This is a genomic window from Aeromonas salmonicida (assembly GCF_028355655.1).
In the GTDB taxonomy this organism is placed as follows: Bacteria; Pseudomonadota; Gammaproteobacteria; order Enterobacterales; family Aeromonadaceae; genus Aeromonas; species Aeromonas salmonicida.
In genome coordinates this window covers 2229930-2245072 of record NZ_CP110645.1, presented here as the reverse complement: position 1 = coordinate 2245072, position 15143 = coordinate 2229930, and the positions used below count along the sequence as shown (strand labels likewise).

14 protein-coding genes are annotated in these 15143 nt (G+C 58.4%); 7 read left to right on the top strand and 7 right to left on the bottom strand.

Annotation, left to right across the window (positions count from 1 at the left end):
• Nucleotides 1-92: 92 nt before the first annotated feature.
• The gene (locus tag ONZ54_RS10705; RefSeq protein WP_059167711.1) at nucleotides 93-1022 is read left to right on the top strand and encodes a LysR substrate-binding domain-containing protein; all 930 of its coding nucleotides are present in this window, start codon (nucleotides 93-95) and stop codon (nucleotides 1020-1022) included.
• A gap of 98 nt (nucleotides 1023-1120) precedes the next feature.
• Here the strand turns inward: ONZ54_RS10705 and ONZ54_RS10700 are convergent, their stop codons facing one another.
• The 3 genes from ONZ54_RS10700 to ONZ54_RS10690 all read right to left on the bottom strand — a co-directional run bounded on the left by ONZ54_RS10700 (nucleotide 1121) and on the right by ONZ54_RS10690 (nucleotide 4073).
• On the bottom strand, nucleotides 1121-2113 hold the full coding sequence (locus ONZ54_RS10700) for a Gfo/Idh/MocA family protein (protein ID WP_416995677.1): 993 nt from the start codon (nucleotides 2111-2113) through the stop codon (nucleotides 1121-1123).
• A 27-nt stretch (nucleotides 2114-2140) separates the two neighbouring features.
• The gene (nfo, locus tag ONZ54_RS10695) at nucleotides 2141-2986 is read right to left on the bottom strand and encodes a deoxyribonuclease IV (RefSeq protein WP_265421734.1); all 846 of its coding nucleotides are present in this window, start codon (nucleotides 2984-2986) and stop codon (nucleotides 2141-2143) included.
• Between the two features lie 154 nt (nucleotides 2987-3140).
• Nucleotides 3141-4073 (bottom strand): LysR family transcriptional regulator, encoded by a 933-nt coding sequence (locus ONZ54_RS10690; RefSeq protein WP_271788124.1) that lies wholly within the window; start codon nucleotides 4071-4073, stop codon nucleotides 3141-3143.
• Between the two features lie 130 nt (nucleotides 4074-4203).
• Between ONZ54_RS10690 and ONZ54_RS10685 the strand changes: the two genes are divergently transcribed.
• A complete protein-coding gene (locus ONZ54_RS10685) occupies nucleotides 4204-4962 on the top strand; it encodes an SDR family NAD(P)-dependent oxidoreductase (protein WP_271788123.1) in 759 nt (252 codons plus the stop codon).
• A gap of 88 nt (nucleotides 4963-5050) precedes the next feature.
• Here the strand turns inward: ONZ54_RS10685 and ONZ54_RS10680 are convergent, their stop codons facing one another.
• Entirely contained in the window at nucleotides 5051-6487 is a 1437-nt protein-coding gene (locus ONZ54_RS10680; protein ID WP_265431713.1) for a glycoside hydrolase family 1 protein, read from the bottom strand.
• A gap of 165 nt (nucleotides 6488-6652) precedes the next feature.
• Between ONZ54_RS10680 and ONZ54_RS10675 the strand changes: the two genes are divergently transcribed.
• The 5 genes from ONZ54_RS10675 (at nucleotide 6653) to yjfF (ending at nucleotide 12398) form a co-directional block, all read left to right on the top strand.
• Nucleotides 6653-7531, top strand: a complete 879-nt coding sequence (locus ONZ54_RS10675) for a LysR family transcriptional regulator (RefSeq protein WP_271788122.1) — start codon at nucleotides 6653-6655, stop codon at nucleotides 7529-7531.
• Between the two features lie 278 nt (nucleotides 7532-7809).
• Nucleotides 7810-8769: a galactofuranose ABC transporter, galactofuranose-binding protein YtfQ gene (ytfQ, locus tag ONZ54_RS10670; protein ID WP_021139292.1), complete on the top strand. Its 960-nt coding sequence runs from the start codon at nucleotides 7810-7812 to the stop codon at nucleotides 8767-8769.
• Nucleotides 8770-8828: 59 nt separating this feature from the next.
• Nucleotides 8829-10361, top strand: coding sequence for a galactofuranose ABC transporter, ATP-binding protein YtfR (gene ytfR / locus ONZ54_RS10665; protein WP_334312728.1), 1533 nt, complete (start codon nucleotides 8829-8831; stop codon nucleotides 10359-10361).
• 8 nt (nucleotides 10362-10369) lie between these two features.
• Nucleotides 10370-11392, top strand: a complete 1023-nt coding sequence (gene ytfT, locus ONZ54_RS10660; protein ID WP_059167703.1) for a galactofuranose ABC transporter, ATP-binding protein YtfT — start codon at nucleotides 10370-10372, stop codon at nucleotides 11390-11392.
• Nucleotides 11385-12398, top strand: coding sequence for a galactofuranose ABC transporter, permease protein YjfF (gene yjfF / locus ONZ54_RS10655; protein ID WP_271788120.1), 1014 nt, complete (start codon nucleotides 11385-11387; stop codon nucleotides 12396-12398). Before ytfT ends, yjfF begins: the two co-directional genes overlap by 8 nt.
• A gap of 28 nt (nucleotides 12399-12426) precedes the next feature.
• Here yjfF and ONZ54_RS10650 read toward each other — a convergent pair whose 3' ends face one another.
• The 3 genes from ONZ54_RS10650 to ONZ54_RS23260 form a co-directional block, all read right to left on the bottom strand.
• Nucleotides 12427-13443, bottom strand: coding sequence for a GGDEF domain-containing protein (locus tag ONZ54_RS10650; protein ID WP_271788119.1), 1017 nt, complete (start codon nucleotides 13441-13443; stop codon nucleotides 12427-12429).
• A gap of 552 nt (nucleotides 13444-13995) precedes the next feature.
• Nucleotides 13996-14307 (bottom strand): BON domain-containing protein, encoded by a 312-nt coding sequence (locus tag ONZ54_RS10645; protein WP_011898735.1) that lies wholly within the window; start codon nucleotides 14305-14307, stop codon nucleotides 13996-13998.
• Nucleotides 14308-14624: 317 nt separating this feature from the next.
• Nucleotides 14625-14774, bottom strand: coding sequence for a lmo0937 family membrane protein (locus tag ONZ54_RS23260; protein WP_111906204.1), 150 nt, complete (start codon nucleotides 14772-14774; stop codon nucleotides 14625-14627).
• Nucleotides 14775-15143 lie beyond the last annotated feature (369 nt).

Sequence of the window (15143 nt, the reverse complement as noted above, 5' to 3'; positions counted from 1 at the left end):
ACCTCTTGTGAGAGACGATGAGCATAGGATAAAGCGCCGCTATCGTTTACGATATCTAAATGAATCGAATCAATTGTTCAGGTAAACCAAACATGAAACTGACCCTGCAACAACTCAAGGTCTTCGCCACAATAGCCCGCTACGGCAATCTGGGGCTGGCCGCCAACGAGCTCTGCCTGAGCAAGGGCGCCGTCTCCCAGTCATTGCAGGAACTGGAGCGCCAGCTCGCCACCCCCTTGTTCGATCGCATCCACCCCAGATTGCAGCTCAACAACGAGGGGCGCCTGCTGCAACCGGCCGCCGAAGAGTTGCTGACCCGGATGCAGGATATCGAAACCCTGTTCAGCCCGGATGCAGAGCCAAGCGGCCAGCTGCGCCTGGGAGCGAGCCAGACCATAGGCAACTACCTGCTCCCCACCCTGCTGGCCAGCAGCAAACAGGAGCTGGGCCTGCCCCCCAGGGTCACCATTACCAACACCCACCAGCTGTGCCATCTGCTGGCCAACTTCGAGCTGGATCTGGCCTTGATAGAGGGGCAGAACCACCATGCTGATCTGGTGAGTGAACCCTGGCTCAATGACGAGATGCTGATCGTGGCTCATCCCGATCATCCCCTCGCCCGGCGCAGTCGCCTGTCGCTCAGCCAGCTGAGCGATGAAACCTGGGTGCTGCGCGAGCCACAGTCAGGCAGCCGCGAGCAATTCGAGCAACAGATCCAGCCCGGGCTGCCTCGCTGGCAGGCAGGGCTGGAGCTCAACACCCTGGAGGCCGTCATGCTGGCGGTTGAAAAGGGGCTGGGGATCTCCTTCATCTCCCGCCTCGCGGTATCGGATCGGTTGCAGGCCGGTCGTCTGGTGGCCTTCTCACTTGCCCGGCATTTTCCCCGCCAGCTCTCCCTCATCTGGCACCGGCAGAAATACCACTCCGCCACCCTGCGCCGCTTTCTGCAGTTTTGCCGCGCACAAGAGGGGGCCCTGCCTCAACCCCTGGCGGACATAACCACTCGGACAAAATCTCAATAAGATGATCGGGCTCGATGATCGCGCCCGATCATCTGGCATACCCCTCGCCCAGACAAAAAAAGAGAGGGCGCCCAGGCGCCCTCTCTGTCCATCCGTTATCAGGGTGCGGGTTGCAAACTGCGCTCGACCCACCCCAGCACTTGTCTGGTCATGGCCTGCGGCACCCAGGGGGAATCCCTCAATCCCTGCCTGACACAGGCGGCGAAATGATCCGCCTCGTGCTGCATGCCACCGCCCGCTACCTGCGCCTCTATGTCTCCCGGCCAGGCAGGCAAGGGATCGCCCGTGACCCAGCGTACCTGCTGGGGGTTCCACCACTTGCCGACCAGTTGCAGGGCCCAGCCCTCGCCGCCCAGATAGGCCGCCTTGTCGAGATCCTGGACGATGGAGGCATCCAGCTCGGCCGCGAGGGTGCCGGCAAAGCGGAAGCTGGCGGCCTCGTCCACCTCGCCCGTCTGGCGGGAAAGAGCGACCTGCGGCTCACCCGCAGCCAGCCCCAGCTGGTGACAGATGGCGGCGTAGAGCCAGAGCGGATAGACACCCACATCCCAGGCAGCGCCCCCGGCCAAGGCGGGATCAAACAGTTTGCCGGATCTCTCCTGCACCGAGCCGAAGGCCGCCTGCAGCCGATTGGGGGCAGGCAAGGCGCCGAGTCGCCGCAGCAATTCGCGCATGGCGGGGAAGCACATCACCTTCATTGCCTCCATCAGCAGCAGGCCTCGGGCCTGGGCGAGCTGTACCAGTGCATCCCAGTCTGCTACTTGAGTCACCGCCGGTTTTTCCACCAGCACGTGCTTGCCCGCCAGCAACATCTGCTTGATCAGGTCGGCGTGCTCCGGGTGGATCACCGCCACATAGACGGCCTCCACCTCGGTGCTTGCCGCAAGCGCCTGGTAGCTGCCATAGGCAAGGGGCAATCCCTGCTCCTCGGCAAAGTCCCGGGCCCGCGTCTGATCACGGGCGGCGATCGCCACCACCAGCCCCAGACTGGCGTGCTCATTCACGTCCTTGCAAAAGCGACGGGCAATGGCCCCCGCCCCGGCAATGCCCCAGCGCAGTGGCCGCGCGTGTGACTCTTCTTGCATCATCATTGCTCCTTATGCGGTGGCCGCGGCGCTTTACGCCTTTGCCAGACTGCGCAGCCAACTGATCTCGTCGCCCCAGATCGTCTCGTCTATGGTCTCCAGGATCAGCGGAATGCCATCGAAACGGTCGTCATTCATGATGTGGTGGAATACCGCCTCCCCCAGATTGCCTTCACGCAAGCTGTGGTGGCGGTCGACCCGGCTGCCGAAGGTGCACTTGGCGCCGTTGATGTGCATTCCCTTGAGATATTGGAAGCCGACGATACGATCGAAATCGGCAAACACCTGAGCGCAGGACTCAGGGGTACGCAAGTCATAACCGGCGGCGAAGGCGTGGCAAGTATCGAAGCAGATACCGACCCGACTCTTGTCCTCCACCCCGTCGATGAGGGTGGCCAGGTGTTCAAACGACCAGCCGAGGTTGGTGCCCTGTCCGGCTGTGTTCTCAATCACGGCCGTCACCCCCTGGCTGCGCTCCAGCGCCCAGTTGATGGATTCGCTCACCAATGTCAGGCTGGCCGCTTCCGGGATCTGCTTCAAATGGCTGCCGGGATGGAAGTTCAGGTAGCAAAGTCCGAGCTGCTCGCAGCGCTTTATCTCATCGAGAAACGCATCGCGAGACTTGGCCAGGCCGTCGGGATCGGGATGGCCCAGATTGATGAGGTAACTGTCGTGGGGCAGGATCTGCTCCGGGCGAAAACCGGCTTTCTCGCAGGCCAGTTTGAAGGCTCGGATACTGGCCTCGGACAGCGGCGCCGCCTGCCACTGGCGCTGGTTCTTGGTAAACAGGGCGAAGGCGTTGGCACCGATGGCCTGGGCGCGGGCTATGGTGTTCTCCACCCCGCCGGCGGCACTGACGTGGGCTCCGATATATTTCATGAGATCTCCTCTGCTCTGTGAGAGCGCCATTATGCCTATCTGCCCCGCCCGCGCCAAACCGGGATCTTCGATGATCACTTTCGATTACCACAGTAGAGAGCCCGACCAGAGCATCTGACCACAGATGTCGTGCATGACAGAGGGAGGCGCCCCGTCACTGGCCGCTCGACAATGCCGGGGCAGGTTCACTGGCGAGCGCCATATCCAGCAGGCCGCCCAACCAGTGAATGAAGGCCTGTACCCTGGGCGAGAGCTGACGACGATGGGCATAGAGGGCATGAATGGGCAAAGGAGGCGCCTGCCACTGGGGCAACACCATGACCAGCTCCCCACTGGCGAGCAGTGCCTCTACCCCGACTCGCGGCATCTGGATGATCCCGAGCCCCGCCAGCGCCGCCGCCAGATAGGTTTCGCTGTCGTTCACAGTGAGGCCGCCGGCCATTGCCAGCACGGCGCGGGTGCCATCGGCCTGCAAGTACTCGAACCCGGCTTCTTTATCCCCCGGCACGGTGCCATAGTGGACCAGTCGGTGCCCCGCCAGGTCGGCCAAGGTTTGTGGAATACCGTGGCGGGCCAGATAGGTGGCACTGGCGCAGTTGATCTGGCGGTAGTCGCCCAGGGGGCGGGCTACCAGACTCGAAGATTCCAGCTCCCCCACCCGCACTACACAGTCGAAGCCTTCGCGCACCAGATCGACCCGCCGATCCGTGCTGCTCAGCATCAGTTGCAAGTCGGGGTGGGCCGCCAGAAAGGCAGGCAGCGCCGGTATGACCAGATGACGCGCCATCCGGCTTGGCATGTCCACCCGCAGCTGGCCGCTGAGTTGCCCATGCGGCCGAAATAGCCCATTGAACTCCTCCATGTCGGCCAGCAACGCCTGACAGCGGGCGTAGCAGAGCTGGCCATCCGTGGTCAGTTGCACCCGCCTGGTGGTGCGATGAAGCAAGCGGGCTCCCAGCTGCTCCTCCAGCCGTCGAATGGCCGCGGAGAGCGTCGCCTTGGGCATGCACATCTGCTCGGCGCTGCGGGTGAAGCTCTCAAGCTCGGCCACCCGCATAAACATTCTCATCGCATCCAGTTGATCCATGGCGTCATTGTCACTTTAAACGGAACAGTGCATCTATTATTACCATCTTTATCCATAATGTACGCACCAATAGAGTGGCACTACCGGCTCGTCCCGAGCCCGCATCCACCCCATTGACAGGAGTCGTACCATGACCCGTTCCATCGCTCTCATCACAGGCGCCAGCCGTGGCCTCGGCAAACACTCGGCTCTTGCCCTCGCCGCCAGAGGCGTCGACCTCATCATCACCTACCGCAGCCAGGCCGAAGAGGCGGCCACCGTGGTGGCGCTGGCCAATGCGCTCGGCGTGAAGGCCCACGCCCTGCCGCTCGATGTGGCCGACAGCGCCTCCTTTGCCGCCTTCGCGGCTGAGGTGGGCCAGTTGCTGCAGCGGGAGTGGCAACGCGAACGGTTCGACTTTCTGGTCAACAATGCCGGCATCGGCATCCACACCAGCTTCGAGCAAACTACGGAGCAGCAGTTCGATACCCTCATGAACATTCACCTCAAGGGGACCTTCTTCCTGACCCAGCAGCTGTTGCACTTGATCCGCGATGGCGGGCGCATCATCAACCTCTCGACCGGCCTCACCCGTTTCGCGCTGCCCGGTTACGCCGCCTACGCAGCCATGAAGGGAGGAATCGAGGTGCTGACCCGCTATCTGGCCAAGGAGCTGGGCCCGCGCGGGATCGCCGTCAACGTGGTGGCGCCCGGTGCCATCGAGACTGATTTTGGCGGGGGTGTGGTGCGGGACAATCAGGCCGTCAACGACTTCATCGCCAGCCAGACCGCGCTCGGGCGAGTCGGCCAGCCCGACGACATAGGCGGCGTGATAGCGGCCCTGCTCTCGGATGACAATCGCTGGGTCAATGCCCAGCGCATCGAGGCCTCGGGGGGCATGTTCATCTAGCGCCCCCCATCACTGGACAGGAAAACGGCCATGCAAAAGGCCCTGCCTCACGGCAGGGCCTTTTCGTATGACAAGACCAGGGGATGCGTTAAAGCGCCTTGCCACCCGAACTGATGACTGACTGATACCAGTAGAAGCTGTCTTTCTTGATGCGGCGCAAGGAGTTGACGTGCTGCTCATCCCTGTCGATATAGACGAAGCCGTAACGCTTCTGGTAGCCATTGAGCCAGCTCAAGATGTCGGTGAACGACCAGGCGCAGTAACCAATCAGCTCAACCCCGTCCTGCAGCGCCTGCTGACAGGCAATGAGATGGCTCTTGAGGTAGGCGATGCGATAGGCATCGTGCACGCTGTCATCCGCTTCCAGCTGGTCAAACTCCCCCAGCCCGTTCTCGGTGATCATCAGCGGCAGCCCGTAGCGGGACGAGAGGCGGCGCAGAGCGATGCGCATCCCGGTCGGGTCTATGGCCCAATCCCAGTTGCTGGTCTCAAGATGCGGATTGGGCGCCGTCTTGTAGAGGCCGGGAATGCCGCTCGAGGGGGTGGTGCCCTTCTGCCCCGTGGTATTGATGCGCTGCAAGGTCTGGCCGCCCAAGGGGTTATCTGTGTAGGTCAGGGTGTAGTAGTAGTTGACCCCGATGTAATCCGGTGTGCCTTCCCGCAGCAGCTCCAGATCCCCTGGCAATATCTGTGGCGCCTCGCCGTTTTCCCGCAAGTAAGCGAGCGCCGCCTGGGGGTAGCGGCCAAAGCAGTAAGCATCCAGCCACCAGTAGTTGGTGAACTCCTCGGCATTTTCAAACGCCAGCATGTCTTTGGGGTCGCACGACGCCGGATAGGCGGGCGAGTAAGCAAAGCTCGGGCCGATCAGGCCGTTTGGCACGTACTGACGAAACGCCTTGATCACCCTGGCATTGGCCAGAAAAGCGATGTGGTTGGCGGCAAAGAAGCGCTTTCTGTCTTGCACGGCAGGCGGATGGGTGCCGAGCTGGTAGGCATTGGTCAGGTTGTAGTTCTGCTCGTTGAGGGACACCCAGTACTTCACCTTGCCCGCAAAGCGCTGATACAGAGTCACGCAGTAGCGTTCGAAATCCTCGATGACGCGCCTGTCTTCCCAGCCGCCGTATTCATCCTGCAGCGCCTGGGGCAAGTCCCAGTGATAGAGGGTCAGCACAGGCTCTATCTGGTGGGCCAGCAGGGTATCGATCAGCTTCTCGTAAAATGCCAGACCCGCCTCGTTCACCTCACCCCGGCCGGTCGGGTAGATGCGCGGCCAGCTCACCGAGAAGCGGTAGGCCTTGAGCCCCATCTCGGCCATCAGTGCCACGTCCTCTTCGATGCGATGGTAATGATCGACGGCCACGTCACCGTTGCTCCCCTCAAAGGTCTTGCCCGGCAACTTGGTGAAGAGGTCCCACACCGAGGGTCCTTTGCCATCCGTGTTCCAGGCCCCTTCTACCTGATAGGCGGCAGAGGCGGCGCCCCACAGGAAATCCTTGGGGAAATCGTTGAACTTGTGGTGATGCATCTGGTGTTGCTCCTTCTGCGCGGATGGTGTCAGCCATCTCTGATAAGTCGGCACCCCATTCAAGGCGCCCCAAATAAATTGGCATAAGCATCGAACAGTTCTAAAATTCCGTCCAATGACAAATTTAACCACTCAACATTCCTGACAGGAATGAAAGGAGTCAGGATGGAGCTGAGAGATCTGAAAGCCTTCGTTACCCTGGGGGAAGTGCTGCACTTCGGTCAGGCAGCGGTGCGCCAGTATGTCACCCAGTCGGCCCTGAGCAAGCAGATAAAACGGCTGGAGGAGGAGCTTGGCGGCGAGCTGTTCGAGCGCAATGCCAGTACAACCCGGCTCACAGTGCTGGGGCGGGCGCTCTATGCAGATGCCAGCGCCCTGGTGGCCTCCAGCGAGCAGCTGGCTCGCACCGCCCGCGATGTGCTGGCAGGCAATAGCGGCACCTTGCGCATCGGCTTCGGGGTGGCCACCAAGATCCTGGTGCCCGCCGCCATCGCCCGCTTTCGCGCCGAGCGGCCACAGGTGACCATAGAGCTCAATGATCTCTCCACCCATCACCAGCTGCTGGCCCTGAGCGAAGGGCGACTGGATCTCGGTTTCTGCCGCCTGCCCGCCCCCAAGGGGTGGCACTGCCTGCCCGTGGTGCAGGCCCACTTTGTCGCCGTGCTGCCCGCCAGTTACAGCGGCGTGAGCGGGCTGACGGATCTGGTGGACAAACCGCTGGCAATCCTGCGCCGGGACAAGGCGCCCTCGTTTTACGATCACTTGATGAACTACCTGGCCCAGAGTGGATTGCGGTTTCGCGATATCCAGTATGTAAACGACTTCGCCGCCGGGGTGGCCACCGCCGCCGCCGGCATCGCCTGGACCCTGGTGCCCTCCTCCACCACCATAGAGCACCCGGATGTGCTCACCCTGCCTCTCACCGAGCGCGAAGCAAGCTGGACCATAGGCCTTATCCGCCCGCCCCACAGCAAGGGCCCGCTCATCGACACCTTCTGGCAGGTTGTCTCCCCCATGAGCGAGCTGAAGTCAGAGCCGTACTAGTCCTGCGCCTGCGGCACTGACAGCACGGCTGTTGACGGCCCCTCATCCGCCGGCTCTGGACACAATGGTCAGGGATCGAAATAAATAGGCAAATAAATCAACAGCTCCCCTGCTGAATATATGAACTTACCTGCTGTTTGTATGAAGAATTATGCTGCCAAAAATTTTCTGTGAACCAGCTCCCGCCGCTAAAAAAAGAAGCCTCTACTCTTGGTTGGCACAATAACCAATTTGGCTCAGCCCTGTTTATTTAAAAACGCATCACAAAGGAGTGTCATATGTATAAAAAGATGAAGCTGGCGGGAATTATCAGTGCAGTCTTGCTCTCGGGTACTGTTTATTCTGCCGACATGACGGTGGGGTTCTCTCAAATTGGTTCCGAGTCTGGCTGGCGGGCAGCCGAAACCTCGGTGGCCAAGACAGAAGCAGAGAAACGTGGCATCACACTGAAAATTGCAGATGCCCAGCAAAAACAGGAGAACCAGATCAAGGCCATTCGCTCATTCATCGCCCAGGGTGTGGATGCCATCTTTATTGCCCCCGTCGTCCAGACTGGTTGGGAACCCGTGCTGCAAGAAGCCAAAGAGGCGGATATTCCCGTCTTCCTGCTGGATCGCAATATTACCGTGAAAGATGACTCGCTCTTCATGACGGGCGTCGCCGCAGACAGCGTGCATGAAGGGGCTGTGGCTGCAGACTGGCTGGTCAGACAACTCGATGGAAAAGCCTGCAATGTCGTTGAGTTACAAGGCACTGTTGGCGCCAGCGTGGCACTGGATCGCAAAAAAGGCTTCCTCGATACCGTGGCCAAAGTACCCACCATCAAGATCATCCGGACCCAATCCGGCGACTTTACTCGCAGCAAGGGCAAAGAGGTCATGGAGAGCTTTATCAAGGCCGAGAATAATGGCAAGAATATTTGCGCCGTCTATGCCCATAACGACGACATGGCCATTGGTGCCATTCAGGCGATTAAAGAGGCCGGACTGAAACCGGGTAAAGACATCAAAATCATTTCAATTGATGGCGTGCCGGATATATTCAAGGCGATGATCGCCGGTGAAGCCAATGCCTCGGTGGAATTGACACCGAATATGGCAGGCCCCGCCTTTGACGCCCTGCTGGCTTATAAAAAAGATGGCAGCCTGCCCCCCAAACACATCAAGACAGCGTCGATTCTGTTCCAGCCTGACAGTGCACAGGCCCAGCTCGACATGAAAAAGAGCATGGGTTACTAAGTCACGCCCGTCGTGAGCCAGTCCTTTTAATAGCCGGCCATATAAGTACAACCTCTTATATGGCCGGCTATACCGGAGTGCCTATTTTCATGCCAGATAACCATCATGAACTCGTATTAAACGCCACCGGGATCTGCAAGACATTTCCCGGGGTTCGCGCGCTGCACCAGGTGGATTTCTCACTGCGTCGGGGAGAGATAATGGCGTTGCTCGGCGAAAATGGGGCGGGCAAATCCACCCTGGTAAAAACCCTCACCGGGGTTTATCAAGGTGATGCGGGTCGCATCGAGCTGGATGGCGCCCTGATAGCCCCCACGGACACGGCCCACGCCCAGCGCTTGGGGATTGGCACCGTCTATCAGGAGGTCAACCTGCTCCCCAATATGTCGGTGACCGACAATCTGTTCATCGGCCATGAACCCCGTCGGTTTGGCCTCATCGATCGGGCCAGCATGTCACGGCAAGCCCGCGCCATCATGGCCAGCCACGGTTTCGAAATGGACGTCTCGCTGCCACTGGGGCACTACTCGGTCGCCATGCAGCAGATTGTCGCCATCGCAAGGGCCATCTCGTTGTCAGCGAAGATCCTGATCCTGGATGAACCGACGGCGAGCCTGGATACCAGCGAAGTGCAGATGCTGTTTTCCATCATGCGCAGCTTGAGAGACAAGGGCGTCAGCCTGATTTTCATCACCCATTTTCTCGACCAGGTCTACGACATCAGCGATCGCATCACTGTGCTGCGCAATGGCGAGCTGGTCGGCACCCGTGAAACCGCCACACTGCCGCAACTGGACTTGGTCAAGATGATGCTGGGGCGCGAGCTGGCCGAGAATGCGCTCCAGCGTGCGGGCAAAACCCTGCGCAGCAACCACCCCACAGTGTCATTCAAACACTATGGCAAGAAAGGGGTGATAGCCCCCTTCAGCCTGGACGTCATGCCGGGGGAGATAGTCGGTCTGGCTGGCTTGCTGGGGTCGGGTCGTACTGAAACCGCCGAGCTGATGTTTGGCATTCAGCCCAGCGACAGTGGCGAATGCCGGGTGCGCGGCAAGGTCACCTCAATCCGCTCAGCTCGCCAGGCCGCCGCCAGCGGCTTTGGCTTTTGCCCGGAGGATCGCAAGAATGCCGGCATCATCGCCTCGGCCTCGGTGCGAGAGAACATGGTGCTGGCCCTGCAAGCCCAGCGGGGCTGGCTGCATCCCCTGTCACGCAAGGAGCAGGACGAGATCACGGCGCGCTTCATTGAACAGCTGGCGATCAAGACCCCGGGTCCGGAGCAGCCGATCCAGTTCTTGTCAGGGGGCAACCAGCAGAAGGTGCTGCTGGCCCGCTGGCTGCTGACCAAACCGCAGTTCCTGATCCTGGACGAACCCACCCGGGGCATAGATGTGGGGGCCCATGCCGAGATCATCCGCCTGATCGAATCACTCTGTGCCAATGGCCTGGCGCTGCTGGTCATCTCATCGGAGCTGGAGGAGCTGGTGAGTTATGCCGATCGGGTGATCGTATTGCGAGACAGAAAACAGGTGGCAGAGCTGGCGACCGATGCGCTGTCTGTCCCTGCCATCATGAACGCCATTGCCATGTGAGGCCTGATATGACGTCATCCATACTACCCATCCCCATCCGGCGAGCACGGGCCAGCCGGTATTTGCCCACAGGCACGGCGCAATGCGTGGCCCTGCTCTGCGTGCTGCTCATCAACGCCCTGGTCGCCGACAATTTTTTCGCCATCCATATTCAGGATGGCCGCCTGTTCGGCAGCCTGATCGACATTCTCAACCGCTGCGCCCCTGTGGCCCTGCTCTCCCTTGGCATGACACTGGTGATTGCCACTGGCGGCATCGACTTGTCGGTGGGTGCCGTGATGGCGATCAGCGGCGCAACCATGGCAAGCATGGCTACCGGCGACCACAGCATTCCCGTCATTCTGTGCTCCGTGCTCGGGGTCGGGCTCTTATGCGGCTTGTGGAATGGGGTGCTGGTCGCCGTCTTCAAGATCCAGCCCATAGTGGCAACCCTGATCCTGATGGTGGCGGGCCGCGGTATCGCCCAGCTCATCACGCAGGGGCAGATCATCACCTTCAACAACGAGGCCCTGGCCTGGCTCGGCAGCGGGTCACTCTTTTATCTTCCTACCCCTGTCATCATCACCCTGGGGGCGGCGCTGCTCATCTGGTTGTTGACCAAGCGCACCGCGCTCGGGCTCTTCATCGAAGCCGTGGGGATCAACATCAAGGCGGCCAACAATGCCGGCCTCAATACTCCCATGGTGGTGATCGCCACCTATCTGCTGAGTGGCATGCTGGCTGCCGTCGCCGGCATGATAGTGGCGGCCGACATCAGGGGAGCGGATGCCAACAATGCCGGCCTCTGGCTGGAGATGGATGCCATTCTGGCGGTAGTGATAGGGGGAACCTCGCTGATGGGAGGACGCTTCAACCTCGCACTCTCCCTGATCGGCATACTGATCATTCAAGGGGTGAACACCGGCATTCTGCTCTCCGGCTATCAGCCTCAGTGGAATCAAATCGTCAAGGCCATGGTGGTGCTGGCGGTGCTCGTCATGCAATCCCCGGCACTCAATCACCTGTTTTCCCGGGAGGCTCGCCATGTTTAAACGCAATCTTCCCTTGATGGTGACCATCATGGTGTTTCTGGTCGGGTATCTGGTGTGCCTTGCCTCCTTTCCCGCCTTTTTATCTACCCGCATCATTTGCAACATACTGACCGACAATGCCTTTCTTGGCATAGTGGCCGTGGGCATGACCTTCGTGATCCTCTCTGGCGGCATCGATCTGTCGGTAGGCGCCGTGATCGCATTTACCGGGGTCTTGCTCGCCAAGCTCATTGGCGATCTGGGGGTAAGCCCCTATCTGGCCATCCCCCTGGTCATGATGCTGGGAGCCAGTTTTGGTGCCCTCATGGGCTGGCTGATCGATACCCTGAAGATCCCGGCCTTTATCATCACGCTGGCGGGCATGTTCTTTCTGCGGGGTGCAAGCTTCCTCATTTCGGAACAATCCCTGCCCATCGATCATCCGACCTTTACCTACCTGTCGAGTCTGTCATGGAAGATGGCGGGCGGTGGGCGCTTGAGCCTGCTGGCCCTGATCATGCTGGCGGTGGTGTTACTTGGCATGCTGCTCGCCAATCGAACCCGCTTTGGCAACAACGTCTATGCCATCGGCGGCAATGCCACCTCGGCGGCCCTGATGGGGATCTCGGTGCGCCAGACCACTATCCGCATCTATCTGCTCTCCACCATGCTGGCGACCCTGGCGGGCATCGTGTTTGCGCTCTATACCTCGGCGGGCTATCCGCTCGCCGCCGTCGGGGTGGAGCTCGATGCCATCGCCGCCGTGGTGATTGGCGGTACCTTGCTCAGTGGTGGCGTAGGCACCGTCTTTGGCTCGCTGTTTGGCGTCTTGATCCAGGGATTGATCCAGACCTATATCAACTTCGACGGCACCCTCAGCTCCTGGTGGACCAAGATCATCATAGGCCTGCTGCTGTTTTGCTTCATCGCCCTGCAGCGCATGCTGATCGTATTTTCGGAAAATCGAAAAACCAGCAAACCTGGGCTTTTCAAGCGGCAGGCCTCCATCGAGAGTGCCCCCAGATAATGGCGTGGAGTGAGAACGTACCGCCTTGTTACTCGCTCAGTGCGATGCAATTGCGGCCAGCCAATTTGGCGTGATAGAGGGCGGCATCCGCCTGTTGCACCAGTTCAATGGCTGATTGGGTGGTGGAGGGCTGCAAACTGGCCACCCCGAAACTGACGGTAACTATCCCCAGCGGCGAGTCAGCCCGTGGCAAGGCCAGCGTCAGGATGAGACGGTGAAGATGCTGCGCCGTGGCAAACGCCGCCTGCATGTTCATGTTGGGCAACAGGATGACGAACTCCTCACCGCCGTAGCGGGCCACCAGCTCCCCTGCCCTGCGCCCGGACTGTGACAACGCCTGGGCCAGCGCCCGCAGACAACTGTCCCCGGCCAGATGACCATAGTGATCGTTGAACTGCTTGAAGTGATCGATGTCGAGCATGATCAAGGCCAGTGGCATGCCGCTGCGCAACCCGCGGTTCCACTCCTGCAGCAGGATGTGATCGAACAGGCGTCGATTGCCTATGCTGGTCAGGGCATCTGTGTTACTCAGGATTTCCAACTGCCGGTTGGCTTCGGCCAACTCATGAGTGCGGATCTCAATGATGCGTTCCAGTTCGAGGTTGCGCTCGCACAAGCGCGCCACGGGATAGACTTCGGTATCCTGCGCCAACCCGTAGGGAAGCGAGATCCCGCTATGGGCGATTTTCCACTCGCCCTCTTCGTGGCGGAAGATCAACACCAATCTGGCCGTCTCCCGCGACAAGATATGGTCAGGTATGGGCAGGTGAATGTGGAAAAAACCGGTCGCGACGACCACATCCTCTGCCAAATCTTGCAATGACAGATCCAGCATTTCGATATGGATCCGCTCGGGGATTTGTGCGAAATCTTTGCGAGTGACCCGTATCCACTCTTCCCGATCGGTGACAAGCTGGTCACTACTGCCTGCATAGCCACTGAAATTGTCACTAAACAGGGTAACAAGACGAACATCACGTGCCGAATACATTTCTATGTATTCATCAAACAATGAACGAATAAGACGCTGACGTTCCACCCGCATAAACTTGCTCCGATCACGGCACTGGGCCACCGCCTTAAATATGACAGGTGAAACGGAACCCGACTAGCCAAGCGACCGTGGCCAGATCTCATAATGAGCAAATCATCAAATATCAAACTTGACATCAAATCCAAATGCGTCTCTAAAAGAGACGTCGCGATTCAATTAGCGCCAAATTCATTCACTGGAGGCGGGCTAGCAGACTCGAGGATCCCAGCGCGCCCACCCGTACTACGCAGTCGGAGCATTCGCGCACCAGATCGACCCCCCATAGGTCGTTGAAGCAATCGGCCACTACCTGACACCCTTCATCACCACAGGATGGCAGGAAAAATCCCGGGCAAATGCAGCATGAATAGATATAAGAATGCTCCCGGAGCAGGAGCATAAATTCAACGTTCGGCCTCGCTATCAAACTGACCAAGACATATTTACATGGTGATCAGCGTGCCCTTTTCGACCTGGGGAAGATCACATAACAAGATCTGCCCCGGGGCATATTTTGGGGCCAAGTCATTGGATTAGGCAACTTGGATAGTGACTGTCACTGCCTTATTTCAAGCGCAGATCATTCTTGACAGAGGTGACACCGTTGACACCTTTGGCGACAACAACTGCTTTATTGATATTGGCGCTGTCTTTAACAAAACCACTCAACTGTACGACACCTTTAAAGGTCTCTACATTGATCTCGGCTGATTTCAGGTCCGGGTCATTGAAGATAGCCGTGACAACCTTGGTGGTAATCACTGAGTCATCCAAGTATTCACCTGTGCCTGCTTTATTTTTAGTTGATGCACAACCGACCGCAGTGACCAGAACGGCGATAGCCAACAGAATTGAAAAGCGATTTGTAGTTTTCATTTAATGTTTACTCCAAATAGTGTTAAACATTTCAAATTAAAAACTGAAATGTATGCTTCATTAGAACATGGTGTCTGTGAGTGCCAGACCTCTGTATAGCGTTACTGTGAATAACGATAACCACACACTCACGCTTGTCGAAACAAGCAGCCAGTACCTTATTGATTGGCATGCTAAATTATAATTTACGGCTATATCATCTTGTCGTCTGTGCGCTAACGAACATAACGGCTCAGTTAACTTGCTGCCACATTCATAATGTGACATCTAAAATTGGTTAACGTTAGTATATTCACCAGCGCACACGTCAGATTATGTCATAGCACTCGACGACCTTGAATAATACGAAGTAAAACAACAACTACCGCGATAACAAGCAGCACATGAATGAAACCACCAAGGGTAGTGGCGGTTACCAGACCAACAGCCCAAAGCAGAAGCATCACTATAGCAAGGGTATATAGCATATACTCTCCTAAATAATGGGTTGTAATTGCTCATGAATTATAACAACCATGCTTAAGCAAGCATATATTCATGAGCATGAATATAACATGTGGCCATTCTGCCATGTGTTATTGACGGTGTGACATGTCTTTGTTTTTCTGTTCTGGCTGACCAAACAGTCGTGACACCAGCAAAAACATATCTATTCCCGACGCCAAACTTGACGTCACTCTGCCGGTGGTGACTGGCGCGCCTCGCCTTTGCGGTCCCTCATAACCAAGCATAAAACCCGCGCAGGCAGCAGAACAAAGCACAAGAGGATGAGTGAGCCTCGTTTGCAGTGTCTGTTTCATGAGATGGGACAGCCCGACTATCGTCAACTGACGGGA

Bases quoted from the DNA above. Each gene is read 5' to 3' on its own strand.
- ONZ54_RS10705 (WP_059167711.1), top strand. From the start codon at position 93: ATGAAACTGACCCTGCAACAACTCAAGGTCTTCGCCACAATAGCCCGC.
- ONZ54_RS10700 (WP_416995677.1), bottom strand. From the start codon at position 2,113: ATGATGATGCAAGAAGAGTCACACGCGCGGCCACTGCGCTGGGGCATT.
- nfo (WP_265421734.1), bottom strand. From the start codon at position 2,986: ATGAAATATATCGGAGCCCACGTCAGTGCCGCCGGCGGGGTGGAGAAC.
- ONZ54_RS10690 (WP_271788124.1), bottom strand. From the start codon at position 4,073: ATGGATCAACTGGATGCGATGAGAATGTTTATGCGGGTGGCCGAGCTT.
- ONZ54_RS10685 (WP_271788123.1), top strand. From the start codon at position 4,204: ATGACCCGTTCCATCGCTCTCATCACAGGCGCCAGCCGTGGCCTCGGC.
- ONZ54_RS10680 (WP_265431713.1), bottom strand. From the start codon at position 6,487: ATGCATCACCACAAGTTCAACGATTTCCCCAAGGATTTCCTGTGGGGC.
- ONZ54_RS10675 (WP_271788122.1), top strand. From the start codon at position 6,653: ATGGAGCTGAGAGATCTGAAAGCCTTCGTTACCCTGGGGGAAGTGCTG.
- ytfQ (WP_021139292.1), top strand. From the start codon at position 7,810: ATGTATAAAAAGATGAAGCTGGCGGGAATTATCAGTGCAGTCTTGCTC.
- ytfR (WP_334312728.1), top strand. From the start codon at position 8,829: ATGGCCGGCTATACCGGAGTGCCTATTTTCATGCCAGATAACCATCAT.
- ytfT (WP_059167703.1), top strand. From the start codon at position 10,370: ATGACGTCATCCATACTACCCATCCCCATCCGGCGAGCACGGGCCAGC.
- yjfF (WP_271788120.1), top strand. From the start codon at position 11,385: ATGTTTAAACGCAATCTTCCCTTGATGGTGACCATCATGGTGTTTCTG.
- ONZ54_RS10650 (WP_271788119.1), bottom strand. From the start codon at position 13,443: ATGCGGGTGGAACGTCAGCGTCTTATTCGTTCATTGTTTGATGAATAC.
- ONZ54_RS10645 (WP_011898735.1), bottom strand. From the start codon at position 14,307: ATGAAAACTACAAATCGCTTTTCAATTCTGTTGGCTATCGCCGTTCTG.
- ONZ54_RS23260 (WP_111906204.1), bottom strand. From the start codon at position 14,774: ATGCTATATACCCTTGCTATAGTGATGCTTCTGCTTTGGGCTGTTGGT.